A 23,122-nucleotide genomic window follows, 5' to 3' on the forward strand; every position below is an offset into this window, starting at 1 on the left:
ATTTACGGACTATGCGAGCGGGCCCGTCCCAGGAGGAGATCAGGCGCCACAACCTGGGCGCCCTGCTTCGTCATGTCCATCTCGGAGGGCCCACCTCGCGTGCCGAACTGACCTCGAGGATGGGCCTGAACCGCAGCACGATCATGGCGCTGACCTCCGACCTGACCGCGGCGGGCCTGGTGCGCGAGGAACTGCCGCGCGAGACGGGCCGCGCGGGCAGGCCGTCCCTGGTGGTGCGGCCCGAGTCGTCGCGGGTCTACGTCTTCGCCTTCGACCTGGGCCCCGACCGGCTGGTCGTCGCCCGCGTCGGCCTCGGCGGGGTGATCCTCGACAGGCGCGAGGCCGTACGGCGGCGCGGCGCCTTCGACCTGGACGAGGTCGTGGGCGCGCTGGCGGGCTTCGCCAGGCAGATGCACCGCAAGACCCGCGCCGACACCGTCTGCGTCGGCGCGGCCGCCGCGGTCGCCGGCGGGGTGCGCAAGAGCGACGGCGTCGTCAGGTACGGGCCCAACCTGCTGGCGGTGGACGTCCCGTTCGGCGAGGCGCTGAGCAAGAAGCTGGCCCTTGGCCTGCCGGTCAGCGTCGGCAACGACGCCAATCTGGGCGCGCTGGCCGAGCACACCAGGGGCGTGGGCGCGGCCGTACGGGACCTCATCTACCTGCACGGCGACGTCGGCGTGGGCGGCGGCGTCATCGCGGGCGGGCACCTGCTCGGCGGGCACGAGGGCTTCGGCGGCGAGGTCGGCCACATGGTGGTCCACCCTGGCGGGCGCCTGTGCGGATGCGGCTCCCACGGCTGCCTGGAGGCGGAGGTGGGGGAGCGGGCGCTGCTCGAGGCGGCGGGCAGGGCCCCCGACGGCCCGGCCGAGGGGCCGCTCGGCCGGGACGCCGTCAGAGCCGTCGTCGACGCGGCCGACAGGGGCGACATCGTCGCGCAGGACGCGCTGAGCCGCGTGGGCGACTGGCTCGGCCTCGGCGTGGCCAACCTGGTCAACATCTTCAACCCCGAGATGGTGATCTTCGGGGGGATGCTGCGTGAGATCTACCTCGGCGCGGCCGCCCAGGTGCGCAGCCGACTCGCCGTCGACGCGCTGCCCGCCCACAGGGAGAGGCTGCGGCTGCGGACCTCGGCGCTGGCCGACGACGCCACGCTGGTCGGCGCGGCCGAGCTCGCGTTCGCGCACGTGCTGGCCGACCCGCTGGAGGCGTTGGCCAGGGCCGGCGGCTGACCGGCCCCTCCCATGCCGATGTCCGCGACCGGAAGCGATCGCGGACATCGGGAAGGGATCAGGAGACGCGGGCCTTGGGGGCGCTGAAGGTGTTGCAGGCGTTCGGCGATTCGGCGTCGAAGCCCTTCTTCAGCCAGTAGGCGATGTTGGCGGGCTTGCCGTGGATGCCGTCGTCGAACCCGGCCTGCGCGACCTTCAGGATGTACTTGAAGTCGAACTCACGCCTGCCCAGCGAGTGCCAGACACTGCCGATGAAGGCGCCGGACAGGCACTCGGCCTGCAGCTCGATCCTGCGGGCCTCGTCGTAGATGCGCTTCTTGCTCTTGCCCTTGACCCGGTCGACGACCTTGAGCACGCCGGTCAGCTCCTGGATGTGGTGGCCGTACTCGTGGGCCACGACCTCCATGAGGAACAGCTCGGTCGGCTCGGACAGGATGTAGGGGTCGAGCAGGACCGTCATCTTCCGCTCGGGCGGGCAGTAGAGCGCCTGCGCGCCCGCGGGGAACTTGCCGCACTTGCCCACGGGCTGGCCCGGCTTGCTCACGACCGCGAACTTCGGCTTGACGAAGGGGATCTTCGCCTTGGCCAGCTGCCGGCTCCACGACTCGTTCAGGCAGCCGAGCACGAACTCCAGGTAGACCTTGGCGCCGTCCAGCGAGTCGCGCTGGATCGGCTGCTCCTCGCACTCCTTGAGCTCCATCGCCCCGGTCTTGTAGACCTTGTTGTCGGTCAGGACCGGGGGGAAGCCGGAGGTCCCGGCGGCGGCCGTGCCGGCGAACAGCAGGCTCGCGAGGGCGCCGGAAAGTACGGCGAATAAGGGGGAACGCATAGTCACAGGACTTTAGACCACAGAACGGCCGCGCAGGAAGGCGCGGCCGTTCTGAGGGGCGGAGAGGTCAGGAAGCGGGCAAGGGACTAGGAGACGTACCTGGCGGGCGAGGTCCAGGTGTTACACGCGGCGGGGGCCCCGTAGTTCCAGCCGCGCTGCATCCAGCGGGCCTGGTTGGCGCTGGAGCCGTGGTCGTTCTGCGGCCAGATGGAGGCGCCCTTCTCGCCGAACCAGTCGATGATCTGCTGGTAGTAGGCCTCGTCGACGGGCAGCGAGTCCTTGACCGACTTCATGAAGACGGCCGACATGCACTCGGCCTGCAGCTCGAGGCGGCGGGAGTAGGCGAGCTTGGCCGACTTGCTCGCGCGCCAGCTCGCCTGGGCGTACCAGGGCATGATGCCGGCGACCTGCTGCACGTGGTGGGCGTACTCATGGGCCATCAGGCGGCCGATGCCGACCGGCGACGGGTTGCGCAGCTCCGTCTTGGTGATCAGCATGTACATGGTCTTGTCGGCGGAGCAGTAGACGCCGGAGGCGCCTGTCAGCCACCTGCCGCAGGCGGTGTTGCGCTTGGTGGTGATGATTCGCAGCCTGGGCTTGGAGAACGGCATCTTCGCCTGCCTGAACTCCGAGGCCCACGACCGGTTGAGACAGTTGGTGAACGCCTGGAGGAAGTGCTTGTAGGCGGCCGTGCTTCCGCGCTGGATGTCTCCAACGGGGCAGTTGCCGGCGAGCCTCCCGGTCTTGTACAGCGGGCTGCTCGTGGCCGCGGCCTTCCCTCTCGGAGGCGCCGCCTGGGCGGTGGCCTGGGTCGCCGTGGACTCCTGGGCGGTCGTCGTCGACGCCTCGGCGACGCCTGCCGTACCCACACCCATCAGGGCAAGAACCAGTCCGGCCGACACAAGTGACGAGAGTTTCCTAAGGGGGACAGTGTTCATAGTGGGTCAACCCTAGGCCAAGATCGGACAAATCAGGGTGCATTTGACTCCGTGGAGTCATCTTCTGCTCCACGAACTAGACTCGATCCGTTGACGAGTGGATGAGGGGATGATTCCGTGAGCGGGCTGCTGGCCTCGATCAAGGGACCGCACGACGTCAAACGGCTGGCAGTGGAGGACCTGCCACTGCTCGCACAGGAGGTCCGCGACCTTCTTGTCGACTCGTGCGCGAGGAACGGCGGACATCTCGGGCCCAACCTGGGCGTCGTCGAGCTGACCATCGCGCTTCACCGGGTGTTCGACTCCCCGGGCGACCCGATCATCTGGGACACCGGCCACCAGTCCTACGTGCACAAGATGCTCACCGGGCGCGCGGACGGCTTCGGCGCGCTCAAGCAGGAAGGCGGCCTGTCCGGCTACCCGAGCCAGGCCGAGTCCCCGCACGACTTCGTGGAGAACTCCCACGCCTCGACCGCGCTGTCGTACGCCGACGGCCTGGCCAAGGCGTTCAAGCTGCGCGGCGAGCGCGAGCGGGTCGCGGTCGCGGTCATCGGCGACGGCGCCCTCACCGGCGGCATGGCATGGGAGGCGCTCAACAACATCGCGGCGGTCAAGGACCTGCCGTGCGTCATCGTGGTCAACGACAACGGGCGCTCCTACTCGCCGACCATCGGCGGCCTGGCCACGCACCTGGCCAAGCTGAGGGTCGACCGCCGTTACGAGGACATGCTCGACTTCGTCAAGGACAAGATCGGGAACGTTCCTGTGGTCTACGACGCCCTCCACGGCATCAAGAAGGGCCTGAAGGACGTCCTGGCGCCGCAGGTGATGTTCGAGGACCTCGGCATGAAGTACGTCGGCCCCATCGACGGGCACGACGAGCAGGCCGTGGAGGAGGCGCTGCGCAAGGCGCGCGGCTTCGGCGGCCCCGTCATCGTCCACGTCCTCACCCAGAAGGGCCGCGGTTACGCGCCCGCCGAGAACCACGACGAGGACCAGTTCCACTCCCCGGGAGCCTTCGACAGGGACACCGGCGTGGAGAAGCCCAAGGGCCGCATCTGGACCAACGTGTTCAGCGAGGAGCTCGTCGCGCTCGGCAAGGAGCGCGACGACCTGGTCGCGATCACCGCCGCCATGCTCCACCCGACCGGGCTCAACGCCTTCGCCGACGCCTACCCCGACCGCACCTACGACGTCGGCATCGCCGAGCAGCACGCGCTGACCAGCGCCGCGGGCCTCGCGCTCGGCGGGCTCCACCCCGTCGTCGCCGTCTACGCCACCTTCCTCAACCGTGCCTTCGACCAGCTGCTGATGGACGTGGCGCTGCACAGACTGCCCGTCACGGTCGTCCTGGACAGGGCGGGCGTCACCGGCGACGACGGCGCCAGCCACAACGGCATGTGGGACCTGTCGATCCTGCAGGTCGTCCCCGAGCTGCGGATCGCGGTGCCGCGCGACGGCGAGCGGCTGACCGAGCTGCTGCGCGAGGCCGTCGCCGTCGACGACGCGCCGACCGTGCTGCGCTTCCCCAAGGGGCCGGTGGCCGAGACGATCGAGGCGACCGGCAGGCTCGGCCAGATGGACGTGCTGCGCGCGGGCGAGCCCGACGTGCTCCTCGTCGCCGTCGGTCCCATGGCGCACGTCGCGCTGGAGGCCGCCGTCCTGCTCGACGCGCAGGGCATCTCCGCCACCGTCGTCGACCCGCGCTGGGTCAAGCCGCTCGACGAAGCGCTCGTTCCGGCCGCCTCCGCCCACAAGCTCGTGGCCGTCGTCGAGGACAACGGCAGGGTCGGCGGCGTCGGCGACGCGGTCGCCCGCCTGCTGCGCGACAACGACGTCGACGTGCCCGTGCGCACGTTCGGTATCCCGCAGCGCTTCCTCGACCACGCCAAGCGGCCGAAGATCCTCGGCTACGCGGGTCTCACCGGGCAGGACCTGGCCCGCGAGGTCACCGAGGCGGCCGCGCGGCGGAGCGCGGCTCTGGAGAACCAGCCCGCCCAGCAGTGACCATCCGGCGGACCGCGGCGGAGACCGTCACGATGACGAGCGCCGCCACGGCCGCCACCGGCAGCAGCAGCTCGGCGTGCTCGCGGACGACTCCGCCCGCGAGCGCGCCGATCGTCACGTAGGTGCTCACCCACGCGGTGCCGCCGACGAGCGCCCACGGCATGAACCGCCTGTACGGCATGCCGAGCGCCCCGGCCACCGCCGGGGTGAGCGCGTGCACCACGGGCAGGTAGTAGGCCAGGGCCAGCGCCCAGCCGCTGCGCTCGAACAGCTCCTCGGCGCGCTGCCAGCGCTCCTCGCCCACCCTGCGGCCCAGCCTGCCGTGGCGCAGGCGGGACCCGAACGTCCTGCCCAGCCAGTGTCCGCCGGAGGCGCCCGCCACGCAGGCCAGAACGCCCGCGGCGACGAGCGCGACGGCCTCCGACGGCGTGCCGGCGGTCGTGCCCGCGACGATCAGCAGCGCGTCGCCCGGCACGATCAGGCCGATGCCGGCGGAGGCGTCCAAGGTGAGGAAGGTCAGCATGAGGGGCCACACCAGGAGCAGGTCCTGGGCGGCCAGGGCGTCGAGCAGGTCCCCGAACATGCCCCCAGCCTGCAGGCGCGGGCGTCTCGGCCCATCAGGGCCGAACCCCGGAGCGACCCGGAGATCTCCCGGCCACAAGGAGGACCCCAGCCGCCTCTCAGGCCGGTAGCGCGCAACCGCGTGCCCGTCGCGCAGGCCGCACGCCTCCGCATGGTCACTGCTCGTGTGGGCAGGATCACAGCGTGGAGATCTTCAGAACCAAGACTGTCGAACAGTCGATCAGAGACACCGAGGAACCGGAGCACCAGCTCAAACGCCGCCTGTCCGCCGTCGACCTGACCGTCTTCGGCATCGGTGTGATCGTCGGCACCGGCATCTTCGTCCTGACCGGCCGCGTGGCGAGGGACACGGCGGGTCCCGCCGTTGCTCTGTCGTTCATCATCGCGGGCATCGTGTGCGGCCTGGCCGCGCTGTGCTACGCCGAGTTCGCCTCGACGATCCCGGTGGCCGGCTCGGCCTACACCTTCGCCTTCGCCACCCTGGGCGAGTTCCCCGCCTGGATCATCGGCTGGGACCTGATGCTGGAGATGGCGCTGGCCGGGGCGGTGGTCGCGGTCGGCTGGTCGGGCTACTTCAACTCGCTGCTGAACACGATCGGAGTGAATCTCCCCAAGTTCGAGGTGCTCGGCGTCGAGGTCAACTATCCGGCGATGGCGATCGTCGCGATCCTGACCGTGGTGCTGACACTGGGCATCAAGCTCTCCTCGCGGGTGAACCTGACGATCGTGGTCATCAAGGTGGCAGTGATCATCTTGGTCATCATCGCCGGCCTGTTCTTCATCAACCCCACTCACTACACCCCGTTCATCCCGTCGCCTGAGCCCACCGCCGCCGTCCAGGGGCTCGACGCGCCGTTGATCCAGGCGCTGTTCGGGATCACTCCCGTCGCCTACGGCGTGCTCGGCATCTTCTCCGCCGCCGCGATCGTGTTCTTCGCGTTCATCGGCTTCGACATCGTGGCCACCGCGGCCGAGGAGACGATCAACCCACAACGTGACCTGCCGCGCGGCATCATCGGCTCGCTGGCCATCTGCACCTTCCTCTACGTCGCCGTCTCGCTCGTGGTGGTCGGCATGCAGCCGTACAAACAGCTCAGCGAGGACGCTCCGCTCGCGGACGCCTTCCGCGCGGTCGGCCAGCCGTGGATCGCCAGCCTGATCAGCATCGGCGCCATCGCGGGCCTCACCACCGTGGTGATGATCCTCATGCTGGGCCAGACCAGGGTGCTGTTCGCCATGTGCCGCGACGGCCTGCTGCCGCGCGTCCTGTCGAAGGTCCACCCGAAGTACGGCACCCCCGCGCGCATCACGGTGGTCGTCGGTCTCGTCACCATGCTGCTGTCGGGGGTCGTCTCGCTGAGCGAACTGGCCGAGCTGGTCAACATCGGCACGCTGTTCGCCTTCGTCGTGGTGTCGGCCGGTGTGGTCATCCTGCGCAAGACCCACCCCGAGCTGCACCGCGCCTTCCGCACGCCCTTGGTGCCGGTGCTGCCGATCCTGTCGGTGCTGGCCTGCCTCTACCTGATGATGAACCTGCCGGTGATCACGTGGCTGCGGTTCTTCCTCTGGATGATCATCGGCGTGGCGGTCTACTTCTGCTACGGCTACTGGCACAGCAGGGTCAGGGGCTGGCGCGGCAGCGCGCCGAAGCAGCCGAGCGTGTAGCACCTGGACGATCTCCACCACAGACGACGGTGCGAGAACCCGGAGCCGCCGGCCGGTGTATTCGGGGCATGAGACGCATCGTGCTCGTTCTGGCCCTGCTCCTGCCCGCCCTGGCCGTGGCGGCCCCGGCGCGGGCGGGCGGCTGGGCCGCCACCTACCTCGACCCCGTCCCGGCGACGTTCGCCCAAGGGGGCACGTACACCATCGGCTTCTGGATGCTGCAGCACGGCACCCACCCCTACGAGGGCCCCGGCCTCGGCGAGGTGGGACTGAAGTTCACCAGCGGCGCCAGGAGTCTGGAGTTCACCGGCGTCCCGCTGAAGGAGAAGGCGCACTACGCCGCCGCGATCGCGCTGCCCGCGGGCGACTGGCGGGTGGAGGCGATCCAGGGCTGGTTCGCCCCCTTCCCCGTCGGCACGCTCAAGGTGCCGGGCGCGCTGACCGTCAAGCCGCTCGACCCCGAGCTCAAGGGCATGATCGCCAACTATCTGGACATGAACGGCGGCAAGGATCCGTGGGGAGAGGTGCGCCCTCCCGGCTTCGCCAGGAAGGGCGCGGCCAAGCCCGCGGCGGCGGCTGCCTCCGTGCCCGTCGCGGCTCCCACTCCCGCGCCCGCTGCCCGTGAGGTCTGGCCGTACTGGCTGGGGCTCGGGGTGGCCGCGGTGGCGGGCCTGACCTTCCTCGTGGCCAGGCGACGCGTCAGAGCGTGAAGACCGCTCCGCCCGCCGACTTCATCAGGCACGCGTTGGCGAAGGTCGTGGTGAAGCTCACGGGCCTGCCGCGCCAGGTGCCGCGGACGCTCACCACGTGCGGGCGGTACTCCCTGGTGCAGACCGGGTCCTTCACCCGGAGCCTGGCCGGATCGCCCTTCACCGCGCGCAGCAGGCGACAGGCCGTCCTGGGCGACGGGTGGTCGCCACCGTCGCGGTCGCACAGCAGGCCGGCGGACTTCGTCGCGCCCGCCACGGTGACGCTCACCTTCAGCGAGGCCAGCGGCCGGTGGCCGGCCAGCGCGGGGGAGGCGGCGGCCAGCACGATCGCCCCCGCGAGGGCCAGTGTCGTGATCGATCTCATTCGCCCCACGCTACGGGGTCGCGGCGTGGGGCGAAGGGAGGAGGACCGATCGGATGTCAGGCGGGGACCGAGGCCACTCCCGGCTCGAGGAAGCGCGGAGCGGCGAAGCCCGCTCTGTCCAGGTACGGCGTGATGCCGCCGAGGTGGAAGGGCCAGCCCGCGCCGAGGATCATGCACAGGTCGATGTCCTGCGCGGCGGCGACCACGCCCTCGTCCAGCATGAGGCGGATCTCCTCGGCCAGCGCCTTCAGCACCCGCTCCCTGACCTGCTCGGCCGTCGAGGGCGCGCCGCCGCCGGCGAACAGCGCCACGGCCTCGGCGTCGAGGGAGAAGTCGGGAGCGTAGACGCCGGGCTTGCCGGAGGCGACCAGCTTGGCCATGTTCTCCGACACGCCGAACCGCGACGGGAAGGCCGCGTGCAGGGTCTCCGAGACGTGGTGGCCGACGGCCGGGCCGACGAGCTGCAGCAGCGCGAACGGCGTCATCGGCAGGCCCAGGTCGTCGAGCGAGTGCTCGGCGACCTCGAGCGGCGTGCCCTCGTCGACGGCCGCGATGACCTCGCCCATGAACCGGGTCAGCAGCCTGTTGACCACGAACGCGGGAGCGTCCTTGACCAGGACCGCCGACTTCTTCAGAGACCTGCCCACCGAGAACGCCGTCGCGAGCGTCGCGTCGTCGGTCGCGGAGCCCTTGATGATCTCCAGCAGCGGCATGACGGCGACCGGGTTGAAGAAGTGGAAGCCGACCAGCCGTTCGGGGTGCCTCAGCTCGGCGCCCATCTCGCCGAGCGAGAGCGAGGAGGTGTTGGTGGCCAGCACGCACTCGGCCGAGACGTGCTCCTCGACCTCGGCGAAGACCTTCTTCTTGACGCCCATGTCCTCGAAGACGGCCTCGATGACGAAGTCGGCGTCGGCGAAGGCGTCCTTGGTCAGCGACCCCGTCACCAGCGCCTTGAGCCTGTTGGCCTGGTCCTGGCTCACCCGGCCCTTGGACAGGAGCTTGTCGACCTCGGCGTGCACGTAACCGACGCCCTTGTCCAGGCGCGCCTGGTCGAGGTCGGTCAGCACGACGGGCACCTCGAGCCGGCGAGCGAACAGCAGCGCCATCTGCGAGGCCATCAGGCCCGCGCCGACCACGCCGACCTTGGTGACCTTGCGGGCCAGCGCCTTGTCGGGGGCGCCCGCGGGCCGCTTGGCGCGGCGCTGCACCAGGTCGAAGGAGTAGAGCCCGGCGCGCAGCTCGTCGCCCATGAGCAGGTCGGCCAGCGCCTCGTCCTCGGCGGCGAAGCCGGCGTCGCGGGTGGCGTCCTTGGCGGCGGCGATGAGGTCGAGCGCCCGGTAGGGGGCGGGGGCCGCGCCGCGCAGCTTCATGTCGACCAGGAAGCGGGCGTCGGCGACGGCCTTGTCCCAGTCCTCCTCGATCGCGGGCCGCTCGACCGCGACCGTGCCGTTGAGCACCTGGGCGGCCCAGCGCAGCGACTCCTCCAGGAAGTCGGCCGGCTCGAACATCGCGTCGGCGACGCCGAGCGCGAACGCGTCCCCGCCCTTGATCATGCGGTTCTGCGACAGCGGGTTCTCGATGATCAGCTTGATCGCCTTGGCCGGGCCGATCAGGCGGGGCAGGAGCTGCGTGCCGCCCCACCCGGGCACCAGCCCGAGGAAGCACTCGGGCAGCGCCACGGCCGGCACGCCCGAGGAGATGGTGCGGTAGGTGCAGTGCAGCGCGATCTCCAGGCCCCCGCCCATGGCCGCGCCGTTCACGAACGCGAAGGACGGGACGTCGAGCTCGCCGAGGCGGCGGAAGACGGCGTGTCCGAGCCTGCCGATCTCCAGCGCCTCCTCCCTGGTGCGCACCAGCGCCGCGCCCTTGAGGTCGGCGCCGACGGCGAAGATGAACGGCTTGCCTGTGACGCCGACGGCCGCCAGGTCGGTCCTGGCCGCGACGGCGTCGAGGGCCTCGTTCAGCAGCGTCAGCCCGCCAGGCCCGAAGGTGTTCGGCTTGGTGTGGTCGAACCCGTTGTCCAGGGTGATCAGCGCCATCGTGCCGGCGCCGTGGGGCAGCTCGACGTCGCGTACCAGCGCCTTGGTGACTACCTCATCGTTGAACAGGTCGCTCATGCCAGGTTCTCCCAAATGACCGTGCCGCCCATGCCCATGCCGACGCACATGGTGGTGATGCCGTACCGCACGTCGGGCCGCTCGCCGAACTGGCGGGCCAGCTGCGTCATCAGCCGCACGCCCGAGGAGGCCAGCGGGTGGCCGAAGGCGATCGCGCCGCCGTACGGGTTGATCCTGGGGTCGTCGTCGGCGATCCCGAAGTGCTCGAGGAAGGCCAGCACCTGGACGGCGAAGGCCTCGTTGATCTCGAACAGGCCGATGTCGTCGATCGACAGCCCGGCCAGGCGCAGCGCCCGCTCGGTCGACGGGATGGGGCCCACGCCCATGACCTCGGGATCGACGCCGGCGAAGGCGTAGGAGACCAGGCGCATCTTCGGCGAGAGGCCGAGCTCGGCGGCCGCGTCGGCGGCGGCCACGAGGCAGCCTGTCGCGCCGTCGTTGATGCCGGAGGAGTTGCCGGCGCTGACGCGGCCGTGCGCGCGGAAGGGGGTCTTGAGCCCCGCGAGGCCCTCGACGGTCGTGCCGGGACGCGGTGCCTCGTCGGTCACCGCCAGCCCCCAGCCCTTCTCGGCGGTCCTGACGGCCGTGGGGACCAGGTCGGGCTGGATCTTGCCGTCGGCGTAGGCCTTGGCGACCTTCTCCTGCGAGAGGGCGGCGTAGGCGTCGGCGCGCTGCTTGGTGATGGTGGGGTAGCGGTCGTGCAGGTTCTCCGCGGTCATGCCCATGACCAGCGCGCTGCCGTCGACCAGCTTCTCCGACAGGAACCTGGGGTTGGGGTCGACGCCCTCGCCCATCGGGTGGCGGCCCATGTGCTCGACGCCGCCGGCGATGGCCACGTCGTAGGCGCCGAAGGCGATGCCGCCTGCGACGGTGGTCACCGCGGTCATCGCACCCGCGCACATGCGGTCGATGGCGTAGCCGGGCACGCTCTTGGGCAGCCCCGCCAGCACCGCGGCCGAGCGCCCGATGGTCAGGCCCTGGTCGCCGATCTGGGTGGTGGCCGCGATCGCGACCTCGTCCACCCGCTCGGGCGGCAGCTCAGGGTTGCGCCTCATCAGCTCGCGGATGACGCGGACGACCAGGTCGTCGGCTCTGGTCTCCGCGTACAGGCCCTTCGGCCCCGACTTGCCGAACGGCGTGCGCACGCCGTCGACGAAAACGACGTCACGAGAGGAAGGCACGGATTCGCTCCTCGTTGCAGGACTGATTCGGCCCCTATGCTACTCGCGAGTAACTACAACTGAGACGAGGGTGGCCACCAGCAGCGCGCACACCAACCAGGTGGCCGGCTCCCACAGGTGCGCGCGCGCTCCGACCAGCGCCGCCGTCGTCACCGCCGCGCCCGCCCACGCGGCCACGCGCCTCGTCCCCTCCTGTCCCGGGTCCCACGGGTCGTGCGGGGACCGGGTGCGGCCCGCGAACGTCTCGCGGGTCCACCACAGGGCGAACAACACCCCTGCGGCCAGGCAGGCCGGGGCCAGGACCCCGATCGCGCCGGCCAGCGACTCGGCGATGCCGTACAGCGCCGACTCCCTGAACAGCCGCGGCACCGTGAAGCCGAGCAGCAGCGTGACCAGCCAGCAGCCCGCCACACCCAGCCTGACGGCCGGCCGGCGGGCGCCCGAGGAGGGGCGGCCGTAGAGCGCGCGCTCGCCTTCGCGCACGCGGCGCGCCCGTGCTCCCCAGATCGCCTGGGTCGCGGCCAGCGCGGGGACGGCCAGGGCGAACAGCGCCAGCGCCAGCCAGGCGAGCGGTCGCGTGCCCTCCCTGGTCGGCGCTCGTTCGGCGAGTACCTGCGTGGTGGCCAGCGCGGCGATCGCGACGGTGAGCGCGATCAGGGCGAAGCGGCGCGCCGACCTGGCGCGGGCGCGCAGGCCGGTGAGCGCGGCCGCGCCTGGAAGGGTGGTGGAGGCCATGCGGGCCATCTTCGTCGGCGACGGCTCCCGGTTCGTTCACATCGCGGCGGATTCCTGGACCACCAGGTCGAGAAGGCCGGGAAAGCGGGCGTCCAGGTCATCGCGGCGCAGCGTGATGAACAGCTTGCGGCCTTCGGGCCGCTGGCGGATCACCCCCGCCTCCCGCAGCACCCGCCAGTGGTTGGTGAGGGTGGACTTGGGCACGTCGGGCAGGACCGAGCCGCAGAACAGCTCCTCGCCAGGGCCCTGCGCCCAGAGCGTGCGGACGATCTGGGCCCGCACCGGATGGCCGATCGCGGCCATGACCTCGATGAGCTGGATCTGCTCCCTCGTGGGGTGAAGCGCCGTCATTCGACCATTGTACGGAACTGTCGAACTTGACGCCGATCGTCCGACTGTACGAGTATCTCGTACTGTTCGTTGTTTCCGAACAGTTGAAGGATCTCATGCCGCACACCCGCTGGACGCTCGCCCTGCTTGCGCTCTCCCAGCTCATCACCTCTCTCGACTTCTTCATCGTGGTCGTGGCGCTGCCGGACATCGGCGCCGACCTCGGCTTCTCCGCCCAGAGTCTGCAATGGGTCTCCAGTGCCTACGCCGTCGCCTACGGCGGTTTCCTGCTGCTCGGCGGGCGGCTGGCCGACCTGGCGGGCCGCCGCAGGCTGTTCGTCGCCGCGCTGGCGCTGTTCGCGCTGTCCTCCCTGGCGGCGGGCCTCGCCACGGGCCCCGGCGTGCTCGTCGCGGTCAGGGCGATCCAGGGGCTGGGCGGCGCGCTGCTCTTCCCTGCGACCCTCGCCCTGGTCAACACCCTGTTCGAGGAGGGCAGGGCGCGCAACTCGGCGCTGGCGGTATGGAGCGGAGCCGGAGCCGGCGGCCTGGCGCTCGGTTCGCTGCTCGGCGGCCTGCTGACCGGCGCGTTCGGCTGGGAGGCGGTCTTCTACGTGAACGTCCCGCTGGCCGGCGCCGCCATCGCCGCCGCCTACGCGCTGATCCCCGCAGACGGGCCGATGGAGCGCGGCCGCCGCCTGGACCTGCCGGGCGCCGTCCTGGCCACCGCGGGCGTGAGCCTGCTGGCCTTCGCCCTCATCCAGGGCCCGGAGAGCGGATGGGCCTCCACGCCCGTCCTGGTCGGCTTCGGGCTCGCCGTCGTGCTGCTGGCCGCCTTCGTCGCCGTCGAGCGGGGCAGCGGCGACCCGCTCATGCCGCTGCGGCTGTTCGGCAACCGCAGCCTGACCTCGGCCATCGTGATCATCCTCGTCTTCGGCGGCACGTTCAACTCACTGCCGTACTTCCTGACCGTCTACTTCCAGACGGTGCTCGGCCACGGCGTCGTGACCACGGGGCTGGCGTTCCTGGTGCCGGCGCTGCTGATCGCCCTGGGCACGCAGCTCGGCGGACGGCTGGCAGGCCGCGCGGGGATGCGCGCCACCCTGCTCACCGGCACCCTCGGCGGCGCGGCGGGCACCGCGGCGCTCGCCCTCGGCCTCGGCTCCGGCGGCTACTGGGCCCTGCTGCCCGGCATCGTGGTCCTCGGCGTGAGCCAGGGCCTCACCTGGACCGGCATGTGGATCGCCGCCGCCACCGGCGTGGCCCCCCACCGGCAGGGGGTCGCCTCCGGCATGGCCTCCACCGCGCTGCAGGTCGGCTCGGCCATCGGCCTGGCCGTGCTCGTCGCGGTCGGCGGCGTGGGCGAGGCCACGGGCGCGGCGCTCGCGGGAGGGCTGCGCAGCGCCGTCATGGTCGCGGCGGGCGGCATGCTCCTCGGCGCCGCCATCTCGCTCACCTTCGCAAGGAAGCAGCGGGACGCCGGACTCCAGCCCACGCTCGCCTGACGCAACGCCCGCACCCTCGCCGGTGTTCACGCCCCAGTCCCTACAGAGGAGTTCCACATGTTCGATGTCGCCGTGGTCGGAGGCGGGCCCGTGGGCATGCTGCTCGCCGCCGAGCTCGCTCTCCAGCAGGTCGACGTGGTCGTGGTCGAGCGGCGCGCCGTACCGCTCACCGAGTCGAAGGCGGGCACCCTGCACGCCCGCACCGCCCAGAGCCTCGACCGGCGCGGGCTGCTGACCGAGGTCGGCCACCCGACCTGGGGGAGCGTCGCATTCCACTTCTCCGGGATGTTCGGGCTCGACCTGGGCGCGGTCGTCGAGGACGGCCCCTCCATCGTGGGCAGCCCTTCGGCGTGGGCCGAGCACGTCTACGCCGAGCGGGCGACGGCGCTCGGCGCGACGATCCTGCGCGGGCAGGAGGTCACCGGTCTGGTCCAGCACGACGATCACGTCCGGCTGTCCAACGGGATCGAGGCCCGCTACGTGGTCGGGGCCGACGGCGCCCGCAGCGCCGTCCGCAAGGCCGCGGGCATCCCGTTCACGGGAATGGGCGCCAGGGTGGCCGCGCTCATGGGAGAGGTACGGCTCCCGCCCGGCCTGCCCGGCGGATACCACAGGACTCCTCGCGGCTGGCTCATCGTCTGGCCCGGCGGCCGGATCACCACCTACGACTACCGGGGGCCGCACGCCGACAGGGACGCGCCGGTCACCCTCGAGGAACTGCAGGAGGCGGCCGAGTACATCGCGGGCTTCCCGATCCCGATGGCCGAGCCGCGCAGCCTCACCAGGTACGGCGACGCGTCACTGCAGGCGCGGACCTACCGCAGCGGCAGGGTGCTGCTGGCGGGCGATGCCGCCCACGTGCACTTCCCCTGGGGCGGCCAGGGGCTCAACACCGGGATGGAGGACGCCTTCAACCTGGGCTGGAAGCTGGCCGCGCAGGTGCGGGGCAGAGCGCCGGACGGCCTGCTCGACACCTATCACGCGGAGCGGCACCCCGTGGCCGCCAGGGTGCTGTGGAACGTCAGGGCGCAGAACGCGCTGGCCGACCCCGACCCGCGCATGGACCCGCTGAGGGAACTGTTCGCCGAGCTGATGCGCTTCGACGAGGTCAACACCTACCTCAGCGGCATGATCAGCGGCGTCGACACCGTCTACGACGTCGGGGTGCCGGGCGCAGGATGGATGGCCCCCGACCTGACCATCACCACTGACAGGGGCGCGGTCACGCTTGTCGAGCTGCTGCGGAAGGCGCGGCCGCTCTTCCTCGATCTGAACGGCAGGGACGACCTGGCGACGCTCGTCGGGGGCCGCGCGGAGGTGGTCGCGGGGAAGGCCGAAAGCCCCCTCGAAGCCCTGCTGATCAGGCCGGACGGGTACGTGGCGTGGACCTCGGAGGCGGGGGAGGAGACCCTGCCTGGAGCACTTGATCGCTGGTTCTTGTGAAATATCCGGACAAAGTGTGGGGGAGTCTGTTAGGAAGGTGCGCGATCACGTAAGCACTAGAGAGGTTCCACCGTGGCGCGCGACGAGAACGACAGCCCCGATCTGACAGGTGACGTGCTGTCGGACCGCTGGACCCCCGAGTCGGACGTAACCGACGAACAGCCCGCCGTCGTCGCGGAGGAGGAGCTCCTCGCCCCTGTCTCCGCGCCTGCCCCGCTCGTCGTGGAGGCGGAGGACATCCCCCTGGTGACGGTCATGGACGCGCCACCCGTGGTCGCTCTCGAGGTGCCCGAGACCGAGGCGCAGTACCTTCCCCTCGACCGGGGCTACGACGCTTCGGCCGACGAGGGCTACGACGCCCCGGGCGACGAGGGCTTCGACCCGCCGAGCGAGTCGTCCCCGCGCGGTTTCCTCGGCTCCGGCTGGACCGAGGACAGCGCCGCGCCCGAGCGGGAGGTGCGCAGGCGCACCAGGCTCCTGCTGGCGGGCGCGGCGGCCATCGTGGTGGTCGGCGCGGCCGGCGGGTGGATGCTGACCGGTTCCGGCGGCGACTCGTGCGCGGGCGGGACCTGCGCCTCCAGCCGCTCGGTGGCGCCCGCCGTCTCCGAGACACCCGTCGAGGAGACGGAATCGGACACCGAGCCCATCGTGGACCCGGTCATGGACCCCTCCCAGACCCCCGAGTCGTCCGCGACCGTCAGCGCTACGCCCGAGCCGCCCGTCCGGGTACGGCAGAGCAAGCAGCCCGATACGCCGCGGCCCACGGCCACCACGCGCATCGGCACGCCCACCACCAAGCCCAGCTCCAGGCCGGTGCGCACGCTCAGCGGCGAGACCGCCAAGGAGCAGACGTCGAAGGACGAGCCCGCCACCGAGCCGACCACCCAGGCCCCGCCGGCCGTCAGCACCGACGCGCCGCCCGCCGCCACGGAGCAGCCGGCCCCGCCTCCCCAGCAGCCCACCGAGGACAGGCGCTCCGGAGGGCTCCTGGACTGGTTGTTCGGCTAGGACCCCGCTCGCCCGCAGCCGCTCTCCCCTGGGGAGGGCGGCTGTCGCGTCGTTGCCGTACGATCGCGCGGAGGCCGAAGGTCTGACAGACTGGAAATCGCTTTCCGGGAGGGGCCATGATCACGCTCGAGGACGTCGCCAGGCAGGCGGGCGTCTCCCTCGCCACCGCCTCGCGCGTGCTCAACGGCAGCACCCGCCAGGTCGGCGCCTCCCTGCGGGCCAAGGTCGAGCAGGCCGCCGCCGAGCTGGGCTACCGCCCCAACCTCGCGGCCCAGACACTCGCCCGCGGCGCCAGCAACATCATCGGCATCGTCGTCCACGACCTCACCGACCCCTACTTCGCCGCCCTCGCCGACGGCGCCATGCGGGTGGCCGACGAGCAGGGGCTGCTGGTCATGGTCGGCGCCACCCACCGCGACCCCGAGCAGGAGATCGCCTACGTCGCCTCGCTCAACGCCCAGCGGGTGCGGGCGGTGCTGCTGGCGGGCTCGCGGGTCGACGATCCCCACGTCACCAGGCGGCTGCGCGAGGAGCTGGCCCGCTACCGCGCCAGCGGCGGCAGGGCCGCCTGCGTCGGCCAGGACCTGCTCGACGTCGACACCGTCGCGCCCGCCAACAGGGAGGGCGCGGCCGACCTGGCCCGCGCGCTGGCGCGGCTCGGCCACACCCGCTTCGCCGTCCTGGCCGGGCCCGCGGGGCTGCTGACGGCCGCCGACAGGTGCGCGGGGTTCGTGGACGCCCTCGCCGACCTCGGGCTGCCCGAGCCGGTGGTCGTCCACGGGGCCTTCGACCGCGACGGCGGGTACGCGGCCGCGCGCGAGACGGGCGAGGCGACGTGCGTGTTCGCGGTCAACGACGTGATGGCGGTCGGCGCGCTGGCCTCCTACCGCGAGCGCGGGATCGGGGTTCCGGCCGACGTGTCGGTGGCCGGGTTCGACGACATCGCGACCCTGCGCGATCACGTCCCGGCCCTGACGACGGTACGGCTGCCGCTGGCCGACATGGGGGCCAAGGCGTTGACGATGGCGCTGGGCGCCGACGACGAGACGTGTGTGGAGCGGGTCGTCGGACAGGTCGTGCTCAGAGAGAGCGTGAGGAGGCACGGGTGAGGCTGGCGGTCAGCACGCTGGGAATGCCGGGCGAGAGCCTGGAGTCGGCGATCGAGATCGCGGTGAAGGGCGGGTGCGAGGGTCTGGAACTGCGGCTGCATCCCGACACGGGGGTGCACGCCGGGCTGTCGCCCGCCGAGCGCGACGCGGTGCGCGAGCGGATCGCGGGCGCGGGGCTCGCCATCGCCGCCCTGGCGGGATATGTCGGCATCTGCGACCCGGAGCCGTCCGACTCCTCCGTCGAGGCGGCCCTGCTGGCCGACCTCGGGCTCGCCGCCGATCTGGGCGCCCCCGGCGTGCGGGTCTTCCCCCGGGGCGACGATCCGGCGGTGGGCGCGCGCAGGCTGCGGGCGGTCGCCGACACCGCCGCCTCGCTCGGCGTGCGGGTGTTCGTGGAGACCCACGACAAGATGCCCACAGGAGCCGCCCTCGCCGAGCTGCTGGCGCGGACCGGCAGGCCGGACGCGGCGGTCGCACTGTGGGACCTGCTGCACCCCTGGCGGAACGGCGAACCCCTCGAGGAGACGCTGGCGGCCCTGACGCCGTACCTGGCCTACGTCCAGGTGAAGGACGCGGTGTCCGCGACCGAGACCACCCCCGTCCCCCTGTGGTCGGGTTCGGTGCCGCTGGACGCGGCGGGCGAGCTGCTGCGCGCGCACGGCTACGACGGGTGGGTCTCGCTGGAGTGGGAGCGCACCTGGTATCCGCAGGTCGCCCCGGTCGAGGAGATCCTGCCAGGCGCCTCCGCGTGGGTCGCCCGCTTCTCGGGCGGGGCCGCCTCATGACGCCGGTGCCCAAGGTGCTGGTCGTCGGGATGGACGGGCTCAGGTTCGACCGCGTCATGGCGGTGCAGCCGCCGGTGCTGATCGGGCTGATGGCGGCGGGAGCCCACGGCACCAGCCTGCTGCCGTACGGCGAGGCGGCCGCGCCGCGCACCGAGTCGCCAGGCGAGGTGGTGCCGGCCGATCGGAGCGGCATCCTGGCCAGGACCGACTCGGGCCCCGGCTGGTCGTCGATCGCGACCGGTGTCTGGCCCGACAAGCATGGCGTGGTGGACAACAGCTTCGCCGCCGCCAACTTCACGAAATTTCCGGACTTTCTCACCCGGGCTAAGGCCGCGCGCCCCGAACTGTCCACCTTCGCGATCTTCTCGTGGGCCGCGCTCGCCGAGCACGGCGCGTTCGGCGAGGGCATCGGCACGCGCATCGTGTTCGACGGCTACGCCGACACCTTCGCCGCCTGCGACGTCCGCATCGCCGACGCGGCCGAGCGACACCTGGCCGAGCGGGATCCCGACCTGGCCTTCGTGTACTTCGGCGACACCGACGAGGTCGCCCATGACCTCGGCCCGCTGTGCCGGGAGTACACCGCCGCGCTGCTGCTGCAGGACGCCTTCCTCGGGCGGTTGCTCGCCGCGGTCAGGGGTCGCGCGACGTACGCCGGCGAACGCTGGACGGTGATCGTCACCACCGACCACGGGCACGTCGACGAGGGCGGGCACGGCGGCGTCTCCGACGAGGAACGCACCACGTTCGTCATCCTCGCCGAACTCGACCGGCCGACGGCGCCGCTGCTCTCCCCGCGCCTGGTGGACATCGCCCCGACCGTCCTGGCCCGCGTCGGCGTCCCCGTCGACCCCGCCTGGAACCTCGACGGCCACCCCCTCTCCTGACCCCGCATCGACCCCCTCTCCTGACCCCGCATCGACCCCCTCTCCTGACCCCGCATCGACCCCCTCCCCGCATCGACCCCCTCTCCTGACCCCGCATCGACCCGCTGTCCTGACCCCGCATCGACCCGCTGTCCTGACCCCGCATCGACCCGCTGTCCTGACCCCGCATCGGCCTCACCCGCTTCCCCGCCTCGCCTCGCCTTCTCGCCCTGACAGGTCTTCTCACCCGGGCCCGCCGGGGCTGCCCCGTCGACCTGGGCCGGGCCCGACCCGTCCTGGCCTTTCACGCAGTTCCTGATCCAGCCCTCACCTGTCGGACCGCTTACCTGTCGGGCCCCTCGCCTGTCGGGCCCTCACCCGCTTCCGGCCCGGCACCCGGAACCCCGGCGCCGCCTCCGTCTCCTTTTCGCCTCCGGTGCCGCCTCCGTCGACTGTTCGCCGGGCCTGCCGACACCCGACCCGAGATCCCTGGCCCGGTCCGAGCGCTCGGCAGCCGCGCGTTTCGCTCCCTCCACCGAACCGCCGCCTGGCGAACGTCCCCGCGCGGCCCGGCATCCCGCGGCCCGGTACCCCACGGCCAGGCATCCCACCCACGGCCCGGCATCCCACGGCCCGGCATCGTGCGGTTCGCGGCCGTGCGGCTTGGCATCGCCGCGGCCGTGCGACCGGTCCGCTCGCCTCTCCGGCCCCGTCGACCGTGCTCGCCCGTCGCCACCCGGCAGGCCCGCCGTCTGCCCTGACATGGCCTCCGGCATGGTCTCCGGCAGGTCCTGGCGGGGTCCCGCTGGGGTCCCGGCGGGCCTCCAAGGGGCTCCGGCGGGATAGAAGTTCATCACTTGATGAATTTTTTTACGGAAAGGCATTCCCTCGTCCCTCTCCGCGATGCACACTGCTGACAAACAGGATGAGAAGCACAGCTGATGGCAAGGGGAACGCCAGATGACGACCGCACGCGAACCGCTCGCACTCCCGTTCACCGAGATCAACGCGGGCATGCTCGCCGAAGTCGGTGGCAAGGCGGCCAATCTGGGTGAACTGACCACCGCAGGCCTTCCCGTGCCCCCCGGATGCTGCCTGACCACCGAGGCCTACCACAGGGTCGCCGAGGGCACGGCCCTGAAGGACGTCATCGCCGAGCTCGCCACGACCGAGGCCGCCGACACCGCGACGCTCGCCGAGCTGGCGGGCAGGGCCAGGGCGCTGCTGCTCGAGGCCCCCGTCCCCGACGAGGTGGGCGAGGCCGTCGACGACGCGTACGCGCGCTTGGGCGACCGGGTCCCTGTGGCCGTGCGCTCGTCGGCGACGGCCGAGGACCTGCCGTACGCGAGCTTCGCGGGCCAGCAGGACACCTACCTCAACATCGTGGGCCCCGAGGCGGTGCGAGAGGCGGTCCGCAGGTGCTGGGCCTCGCTGTGGACCGACAGGGCGGTGGCCTACCGCGCCTCCAACGGTATCGACCACGCGGCGGTCAGGCTCGCGGTGGTCCTGCAGCGGATGGTGGACGCCGAGGTGGCGGGGGTGATGTTCACGGCGAACCCCGTGACGGGCCGCCGCCACGAGGCCGTCATCGATGCGGCGCCCGGCCTGGGCGAGGCCGTGGTGTCCGGCGCGGTCAACCCGGACAGGTTCGTCGTCGACATGGCGAGCGGCCGGATCACCGAGCGCAGGATCGGCGACAAGCGCGTGTCGATCCGCTCCCTGCCGGGTGGCGGCACCGAGCGCGCCGACCTGGACGGCACGCAGGAGGCGTGCCTGACCGACAGGCAGGTTCGCGAGCTGTCTGAGCTCGGCCGGAAGGTGGAGGACCACTACGGCGCTCCCCAGGACACCGAGTGGGCGATCGACGCCGCCGGCGGGCTCTGGCTCACCCAGGCCAGGCCCATCACCACGCTCTACCCTCTCCCCGAGACCACCAGGGACGGCCTGCGCGTCTACTTCTCCGTCAACGTCGCGCAGGGCGTGATGCGCCCGTTCACGCCGATGGGCCTGGCGGGCTTCAAGGTGATCAGCGGAGGGGCGGCCACGATGGCGGGCCACCCGCCCGCCGACCCGCAGGACGGGGCCGCGATCGCGACGGCGGGGGGACAGCGGATGTTCCTCGACATCACCGCCGCCGTGCGCAGCAGGGCGGGAAGGGCGATCCTGCCCAGGGCGCTGGCGTTCGGCGAGGCGCGTGCGGGAGTGGTGTTCCGGCAGGTCGCCGAGGATCCTCGGCTGTCGGTCACCACCACCTCCGTGCGGCCCTTGATCCGTACGGCGATGCGGATCGCGGGACGCGTCGGCGCCCCCAAGCGGGTGGCACTCGCGCTGGCCAGGCCGCAGGCGGCGCTCGACTACACCAGGCGGCTGGGCGAGACGCTCGAGGCCAGGCTGCGCATCGCCCCCGACGCGACCGCCGAGCAGCGCCTCGACCACGCCGAGCGCTGCCTGCGCGGCACGTTCCCGATGATCTTCTCGATCATGCCGGTGGTGCTCGTCGGCTACGCGGGCTTCGGCCTGGCGGGCAGGCTCTCGGGCGCGAAGGGCGACCAGTTGCAGGCCGTCCTGCGCAGCCTGCCGCACAACCCCACGACCGAGATGGACATCGAGCTGTGGCGGCTGGCCACCGACATCGGCGCCGACCCCGAGGCCGCGGAGCCGTTCAGGACGCAGCCGGTGGGCGAGCTGGCGGTCCGCTACAACGGCGGTGAGCTGAAGGCGCAGCGGGCGATCGAACGTTTCCTGGCCCGTTACGGCCATCGCGGCGTCGCCGAGATCGACCTCGGCATGCCGCGCTGGTCGGACGAGCCCGCGCACATCCTCGGCGTGCTGGCCAACTACCTCAGGCTGGACGGCGACGACGTCGCTCCCGACGCGATGTTCGCCAGGGGCGCCCAGGAGGCCGAGCTGGCGGTCAGGCAGATCGTGTCCATGGCGGCGGCCAAGGGCAGGTGGCGCGGGCGGCTGGCGGCGTTCGGGCTGCGCAGGACCAGGCTGTTCGGGGGCCTGCGCGAGCTGCCGAAGTACTACATGGTCGAGGTCCTGGCCGCGGTACGGCACAGCATGCGCGTCGTGGGGGAGGAACTGGTGGCCAAGGGCGTGCTCGACACGGCCGACGACGTCTACTTCCTCGACTTCCGCGAGGTGCGCGCGGCGCTGGGCGGCGGACACCTCGGTGAGCTGGTGGCCGGGCGCAGGGCGTCCTACGAGCAGGAGGTGCGCCGCCGCCACGTGCCCAGGATGCTGCTGTCCGACGGCACCGAGCCGGAGGCGCTGGCCGTCAGGGAGGCGGCCGAGGACGGCGCGCTGACGGGCACCCCGGCCTCGGCGGGCACGGTCACCGGCCCCGCGAGGGTCGTGCTCGACCCGGTCGGCGCGCATCTGGAGCCTGGCGAGATCCTCGTCGCGCCCTCCACCGACCCCGGCTGGACGCCGCTGTTCCTGACGGCCGGCGGGCTGGTGATGGAGATGGGCGGCTCGATGTCGCACGGCGCGGTGGTGGCCAGGGAGTACGGGATCCCCGCGGTGGTCGGCGTGGCCGACGCCACCCACCAGATCGTCACCGGGCAGACGATCACCGTGGACGGCTCGGCGGGTGTGATCTCGATCGCGGACTGACCTCCCCGCCCGGCCCCACGCGCCCCGTTCGTTATAACGTGCCCATCCGTACCCACGCGCCCATCCCGTTCCCACGCGCCCATCCCGTTCCCACGCGCCCATCC

At 71.9% G+C, this 23,122-nt stretch carries 19 protein-coding genes; 11 read left to right on the plus strand and 8 right to left on the minus strand.

Annotated features, from left to right (window positions below):
• The first annotated feature begins 11 nt into the window (after positions 1-11).
• On the plus strand, positions 12-1,229 hold the full coding sequence (locus tag AC3EO4_RS49255) for an ROK family transcriptional regulator (protein WP_379573953.1): 1,218 nt from the start codon (positions 12-14) through the stop codon (positions 1,227-1,229).
• 58 nt (positions 1,230-1,287) lie between these two features.
• On the opposite strand, the gene AC3EO4_RS49260 is transcribed toward AC3EO4_RS49255, so the two are convergent.
• A complete protein-coding gene (locus tag AC3EO4_RS49260; RefSeq protein ID WP_431902956.1) occupies positions 1,288-2,058 on the minus strand; it encodes a neutral zinc metallopeptidase in 771 nt (256 codons plus the stop codon).
• Positions 2,059-2,144: 86 nt separating this feature from the next.
• On the minus strand, positions 2,145-2,960 hold the full coding sequence (locus AC3EO4_RS49265; protein WP_379573955.1) for a neutral zinc metallopeptidase: 816 nt from the start codon (positions 2,958-2,960) through the stop codon (positions 2,145-2,147).
• A gap of 153 nt (positions 2,961-3,113) precedes the next feature.
• Here AC3EO4_RS49265 and dxs point away from each other — a divergent pair, with 153 nt between their 5' ends.
• Entirely contained in the window at positions 3,114-5,003 is a 1,890-nt protein-coding gene (dxs, locus tag AC3EO4_RS49270; RefSeq protein WP_431902958.1) for a 1-deoxy-D-xylulose-5-phosphate synthase, read from the plus strand.
• On the opposite strand, the gene AC3EO4_RS49275 is transcribed toward dxs, so the two are convergent.
• Positions 4,945-5,586 carry a DedA family protein gene (locus tag AC3EO4_RS49275; protein ID WP_379573958.1) on the minus strand — a complete coding sequence of 214 codons (642 nt, stop codon included), beginning with the start codon at positions 5,584-5,586 and terminating at the stop codon, positions 4,945-4,947. The two genes, dxs and AC3EO4_RS49275, sit on opposite strands and share 59 nt — an antisense overlap.
• Positions 5,587-5,768: 182 nt before the next feature.
• On the opposite strand from AC3EO4_RS49275, the gene AC3EO4_RS49280 reads away from it, so the two are divergent.
• Positions 5,769-7,250, plus strand: a complete 1,482-nt coding sequence (locus AC3EO4_RS49280) for an amino acid permease (protein ID WP_379573959.1) — start codon at positions 5,769-5,771, stop codon at positions 7,248-7,250.
• A 68-nt stretch (positions 7,251-7,318) separates the two neighbouring features.
• Positions 7,319-7,960 (plus strand): hypothetical protein, encoded by a 642-nt coding sequence (locus tag AC3EO4_RS49285; protein ID WP_431902961.1) that lies wholly within the window; start codon positions 7,319-7,321, stop codon positions 7,958-7,960.
• On the opposite strand, the gene AC3EO4_RS49290 is transcribed toward AC3EO4_RS49285, so the two are convergent.
• From AC3EO4_RS49290 to AC3EO4_RS49310, 5 genes are read right to left on the minus strand one after another with little or no spacing between them, the layout of a single operon-like run.
• Positions 7,950-8,324 (minus strand): SSI family serine proteinase inhibitor, encoded by a 375-nt coding sequence (locus AC3EO4_RS49290; RefSeq protein ID WP_431902963.1) that lies wholly within the window; start codon positions 8,322-8,324, stop codon positions 7,950-7,952. The two genes, AC3EO4_RS49285 and AC3EO4_RS49290, sit on opposite strands and share 11 nt — an antisense overlap.
• Before the next feature lie 56 nt (positions 8,325-8,380).
• Positions 8,381-10,441 carry a 3-hydroxyacyl-CoA dehydrogenase NAD-binding domain-containing protein gene (locus AC3EO4_RS49295; RefSeq protein WP_431902965.1) on the minus strand — a complete coding sequence of 687 codons (2,061 nt, stop codon included), beginning with the start codon at positions 10,439-10,441 and terminating at the stop codon, positions 8,381-8,383.
• Positions 10,438-11,622, minus strand: coding sequence for a thiolase family protein (locus AC3EO4_RS49300; protein WP_431902967.1), 1,185 nt, complete (start codon positions 11,620-11,622; stop codon positions 10,438-10,440). The genes AC3EO4_RS49295 and AC3EO4_RS49300 overlap by 4 nt, the downstream gene beginning before the upstream one ends.
• A 39-nt stretch (positions 11,623-11,661) precedes the next feature.
• Complete coding sequence (locus AC3EO4_RS49305; RefSeq protein ID WP_431902969.1) at positions 11,662-12,357, minus strand: hypothetical protein; 696 nt, start codon at positions 12,355-12,357, stop codon at positions 11,662-11,664.
• Between the two features lie 36 nt (positions 12,358-12,393).
• The gene (locus tag AC3EO4_RS49310; RefSeq protein WP_379573967.1) at positions 12,394-12,708 is read right to left on the minus strand and encodes an ArsR/SmtB family transcription factor; all 315 of its coding nucleotides are present in this window, start codon (positions 12,706-12,708) and stop codon (positions 12,394-12,396) included.
• A gap of 95 nt (positions 12,709-12,803) precedes the next feature.
• Between AC3EO4_RS49310 and AC3EO4_RS49315 the strand changes: the two genes are divergently transcribed.
• The 7 genes from AC3EO4_RS49315 to AC3EO4_RS49345 all read left to right on the plus strand — a co-directional run bounded on the left by AC3EO4_RS49315 (position 12,804) and on the right by AC3EO4_RS49345 (position 23,018).
• The gene (locus AC3EO4_RS49315; RefSeq protein ID WP_379573968.1) at positions 12,804-14,189 is read left to right on the plus strand and encodes an MFS transporter; all 1,386 of its coding nucleotides are present in this window, start codon (positions 12,804-12,806) and stop codon (positions 14,187-14,189) included.
• Between the two features lie 57 nt (positions 14,190-14,246).
• The gene (locus tag AC3EO4_RS49320; protein ID WP_379573969.1) at positions 14,247-15,632 is read left to right on the plus strand and encodes an FAD-dependent monooxygenase; all 1,386 of its coding nucleotides are present in this window, start codon (positions 14,247-14,249) and stop codon (positions 15,630-15,632) included.
• Between the two features lie 72 nt (positions 15,633-15,704).
• Positions 15,705-16,640, plus strand: coding sequence for a hypothetical protein (locus AC3EO4_RS49325; RefSeq protein ID WP_431902971.1), 936 nt, complete (start codon positions 15,705-15,707; stop codon positions 16,638-16,640).
• Between the two features lie 116 nt (positions 16,641-16,756).
• Entirely contained in the window at positions 16,757-17,749 is a 993-nt protein-coding gene (locus AC3EO4_RS49330; RefSeq protein ID WP_431902973.1) for a LacI family DNA-binding transcriptional regulator, read from the plus strand.
• Positions 17,746-18,534 (plus strand): sugar phosphate isomerase/epimerase family protein, encoded by a 789-nt coding sequence (locus AC3EO4_RS49335; protein WP_379573973.1) that lies wholly within the window; start codon positions 17,746-17,748, stop codon positions 18,532-18,534. The genes AC3EO4_RS49330 and AC3EO4_RS49335 overlap by 4 nt, the downstream gene beginning before the upstream one ends.
• On the plus strand, positions 18,531-19,421 hold the full coding sequence (locus AC3EO4_RS49340; RefSeq protein ID WP_379573974.1) for an alkaline phosphatase family protein: 891 nt from the start codon (positions 18,531-18,533) through the stop codon (positions 19,419-19,421). The genes AC3EO4_RS49335 and AC3EO4_RS49340 overlap by 4 nt, the downstream gene beginning before the upstream one ends.
• Positions 19,422-20,360: 939 nt before the next feature.
• A complete protein-coding gene (locus AC3EO4_RS49345; protein ID WP_431902976.1) occupies positions 20,361-23,018 on the plus strand; it encodes a PEP/pyruvate-binding domain-containing protein in 2,658 nt (885 codons plus the stop codon).
• Positions 23,019-23,122: the final 104 nt, after the last annotated feature.

It is taken from the genome of Nonomuraea sp. bgisy101, assembly GCF_057708945.1.

Coding starts and splice junctions, on each gene's coding strand:
- AC3EO4_RS49255 (WP_379573953.1), top strand. CDS start 12: ATGCGAGCGGGCCCGTCCCAGGAGGAGATCAGGCGCCACAACCTGGGC.
- AC3EO4_RS49260 (WP_431902956.1), bottom strand. CDS start 2,058: ATGCGTTCCCCCTTATTCGCCGTACTTTCCGGCGCCCTCGCGAGCCTG.
- AC3EO4_RS49275 (WP_379573958.1), bottom strand. CDS start 5,586: ATGTTCGGGGACCTGCTCGACGCCCTGGCCGCCCAGGACCTGCTCCTG.
- AC3EO4_RS49285 (WP_431902961.1), top strand. CDS start 7,319: ATGAGACGCATCGTGCTCGTTCTGGCCCTGCTCCTGCCCGCCCTGGCC.
- AC3EO4_RS49290 (WP_431902963.1), bottom strand. CDS start 8,324: ATGAGATCGATCACGACACTGGCCCTCGCGGGGGCGATCGTGCTGGCC.
- AC3EO4_RS49295 (WP_431902965.1), bottom strand. CDS start 10,441: ATGAGCGACCTGTTCAACGATGAGGTAGTCACCAAGGCGCTGGTACGC.
- AC3EO4_RS49305 (WP_431902969.1), bottom strand. CDS start 12,357: ATGGCCTCCACCACCCTTCCAGGCGCGGCCGCGCTCACCGGCCTGCGC.
- AC3EO4_RS49310 (WP_379573967.1), bottom strand. CDS start 12,708: ATGACGGCGCTTCACCCCACGAGGGAGCAGATCCAGCTCATCGAGGTC.
- AC3EO4_RS49315 (WP_379573968.1), top strand. CDS start 12,804: ATGCCGCACACCCGCTGGACGCTCGCCCTGCTTGCGCTCTCCCAGCTC.
- AC3EO4_RS49320 (WP_379573969.1), top strand. CDS start 14,247: ATGTTCGATGTCGCCGTGGTCGGAGGCGGGCCCGTGGGCATGCTGCTC.
- AC3EO4_RS49330 (WP_431902973.1), top strand. CDS start 16,757: ATGATCACGCTCGAGGACGTCGCCAGGCAGGCGGGCGTCTCCCTCGCC.
- AC3EO4_RS49340 (WP_379573974.1), top strand. CDS start 18,531: ATGACGCCGGTGCCCAAGGTGCTGGTCGTCGGGATGGACGGGCTCAGG.
- AC3EO4_RS49345 (WP_431902976.1), top strand. CDS start 20,361: ATGACGACCGCACGCGAACCGCTCGCACTCCCGTTCACCGAGATCAAC.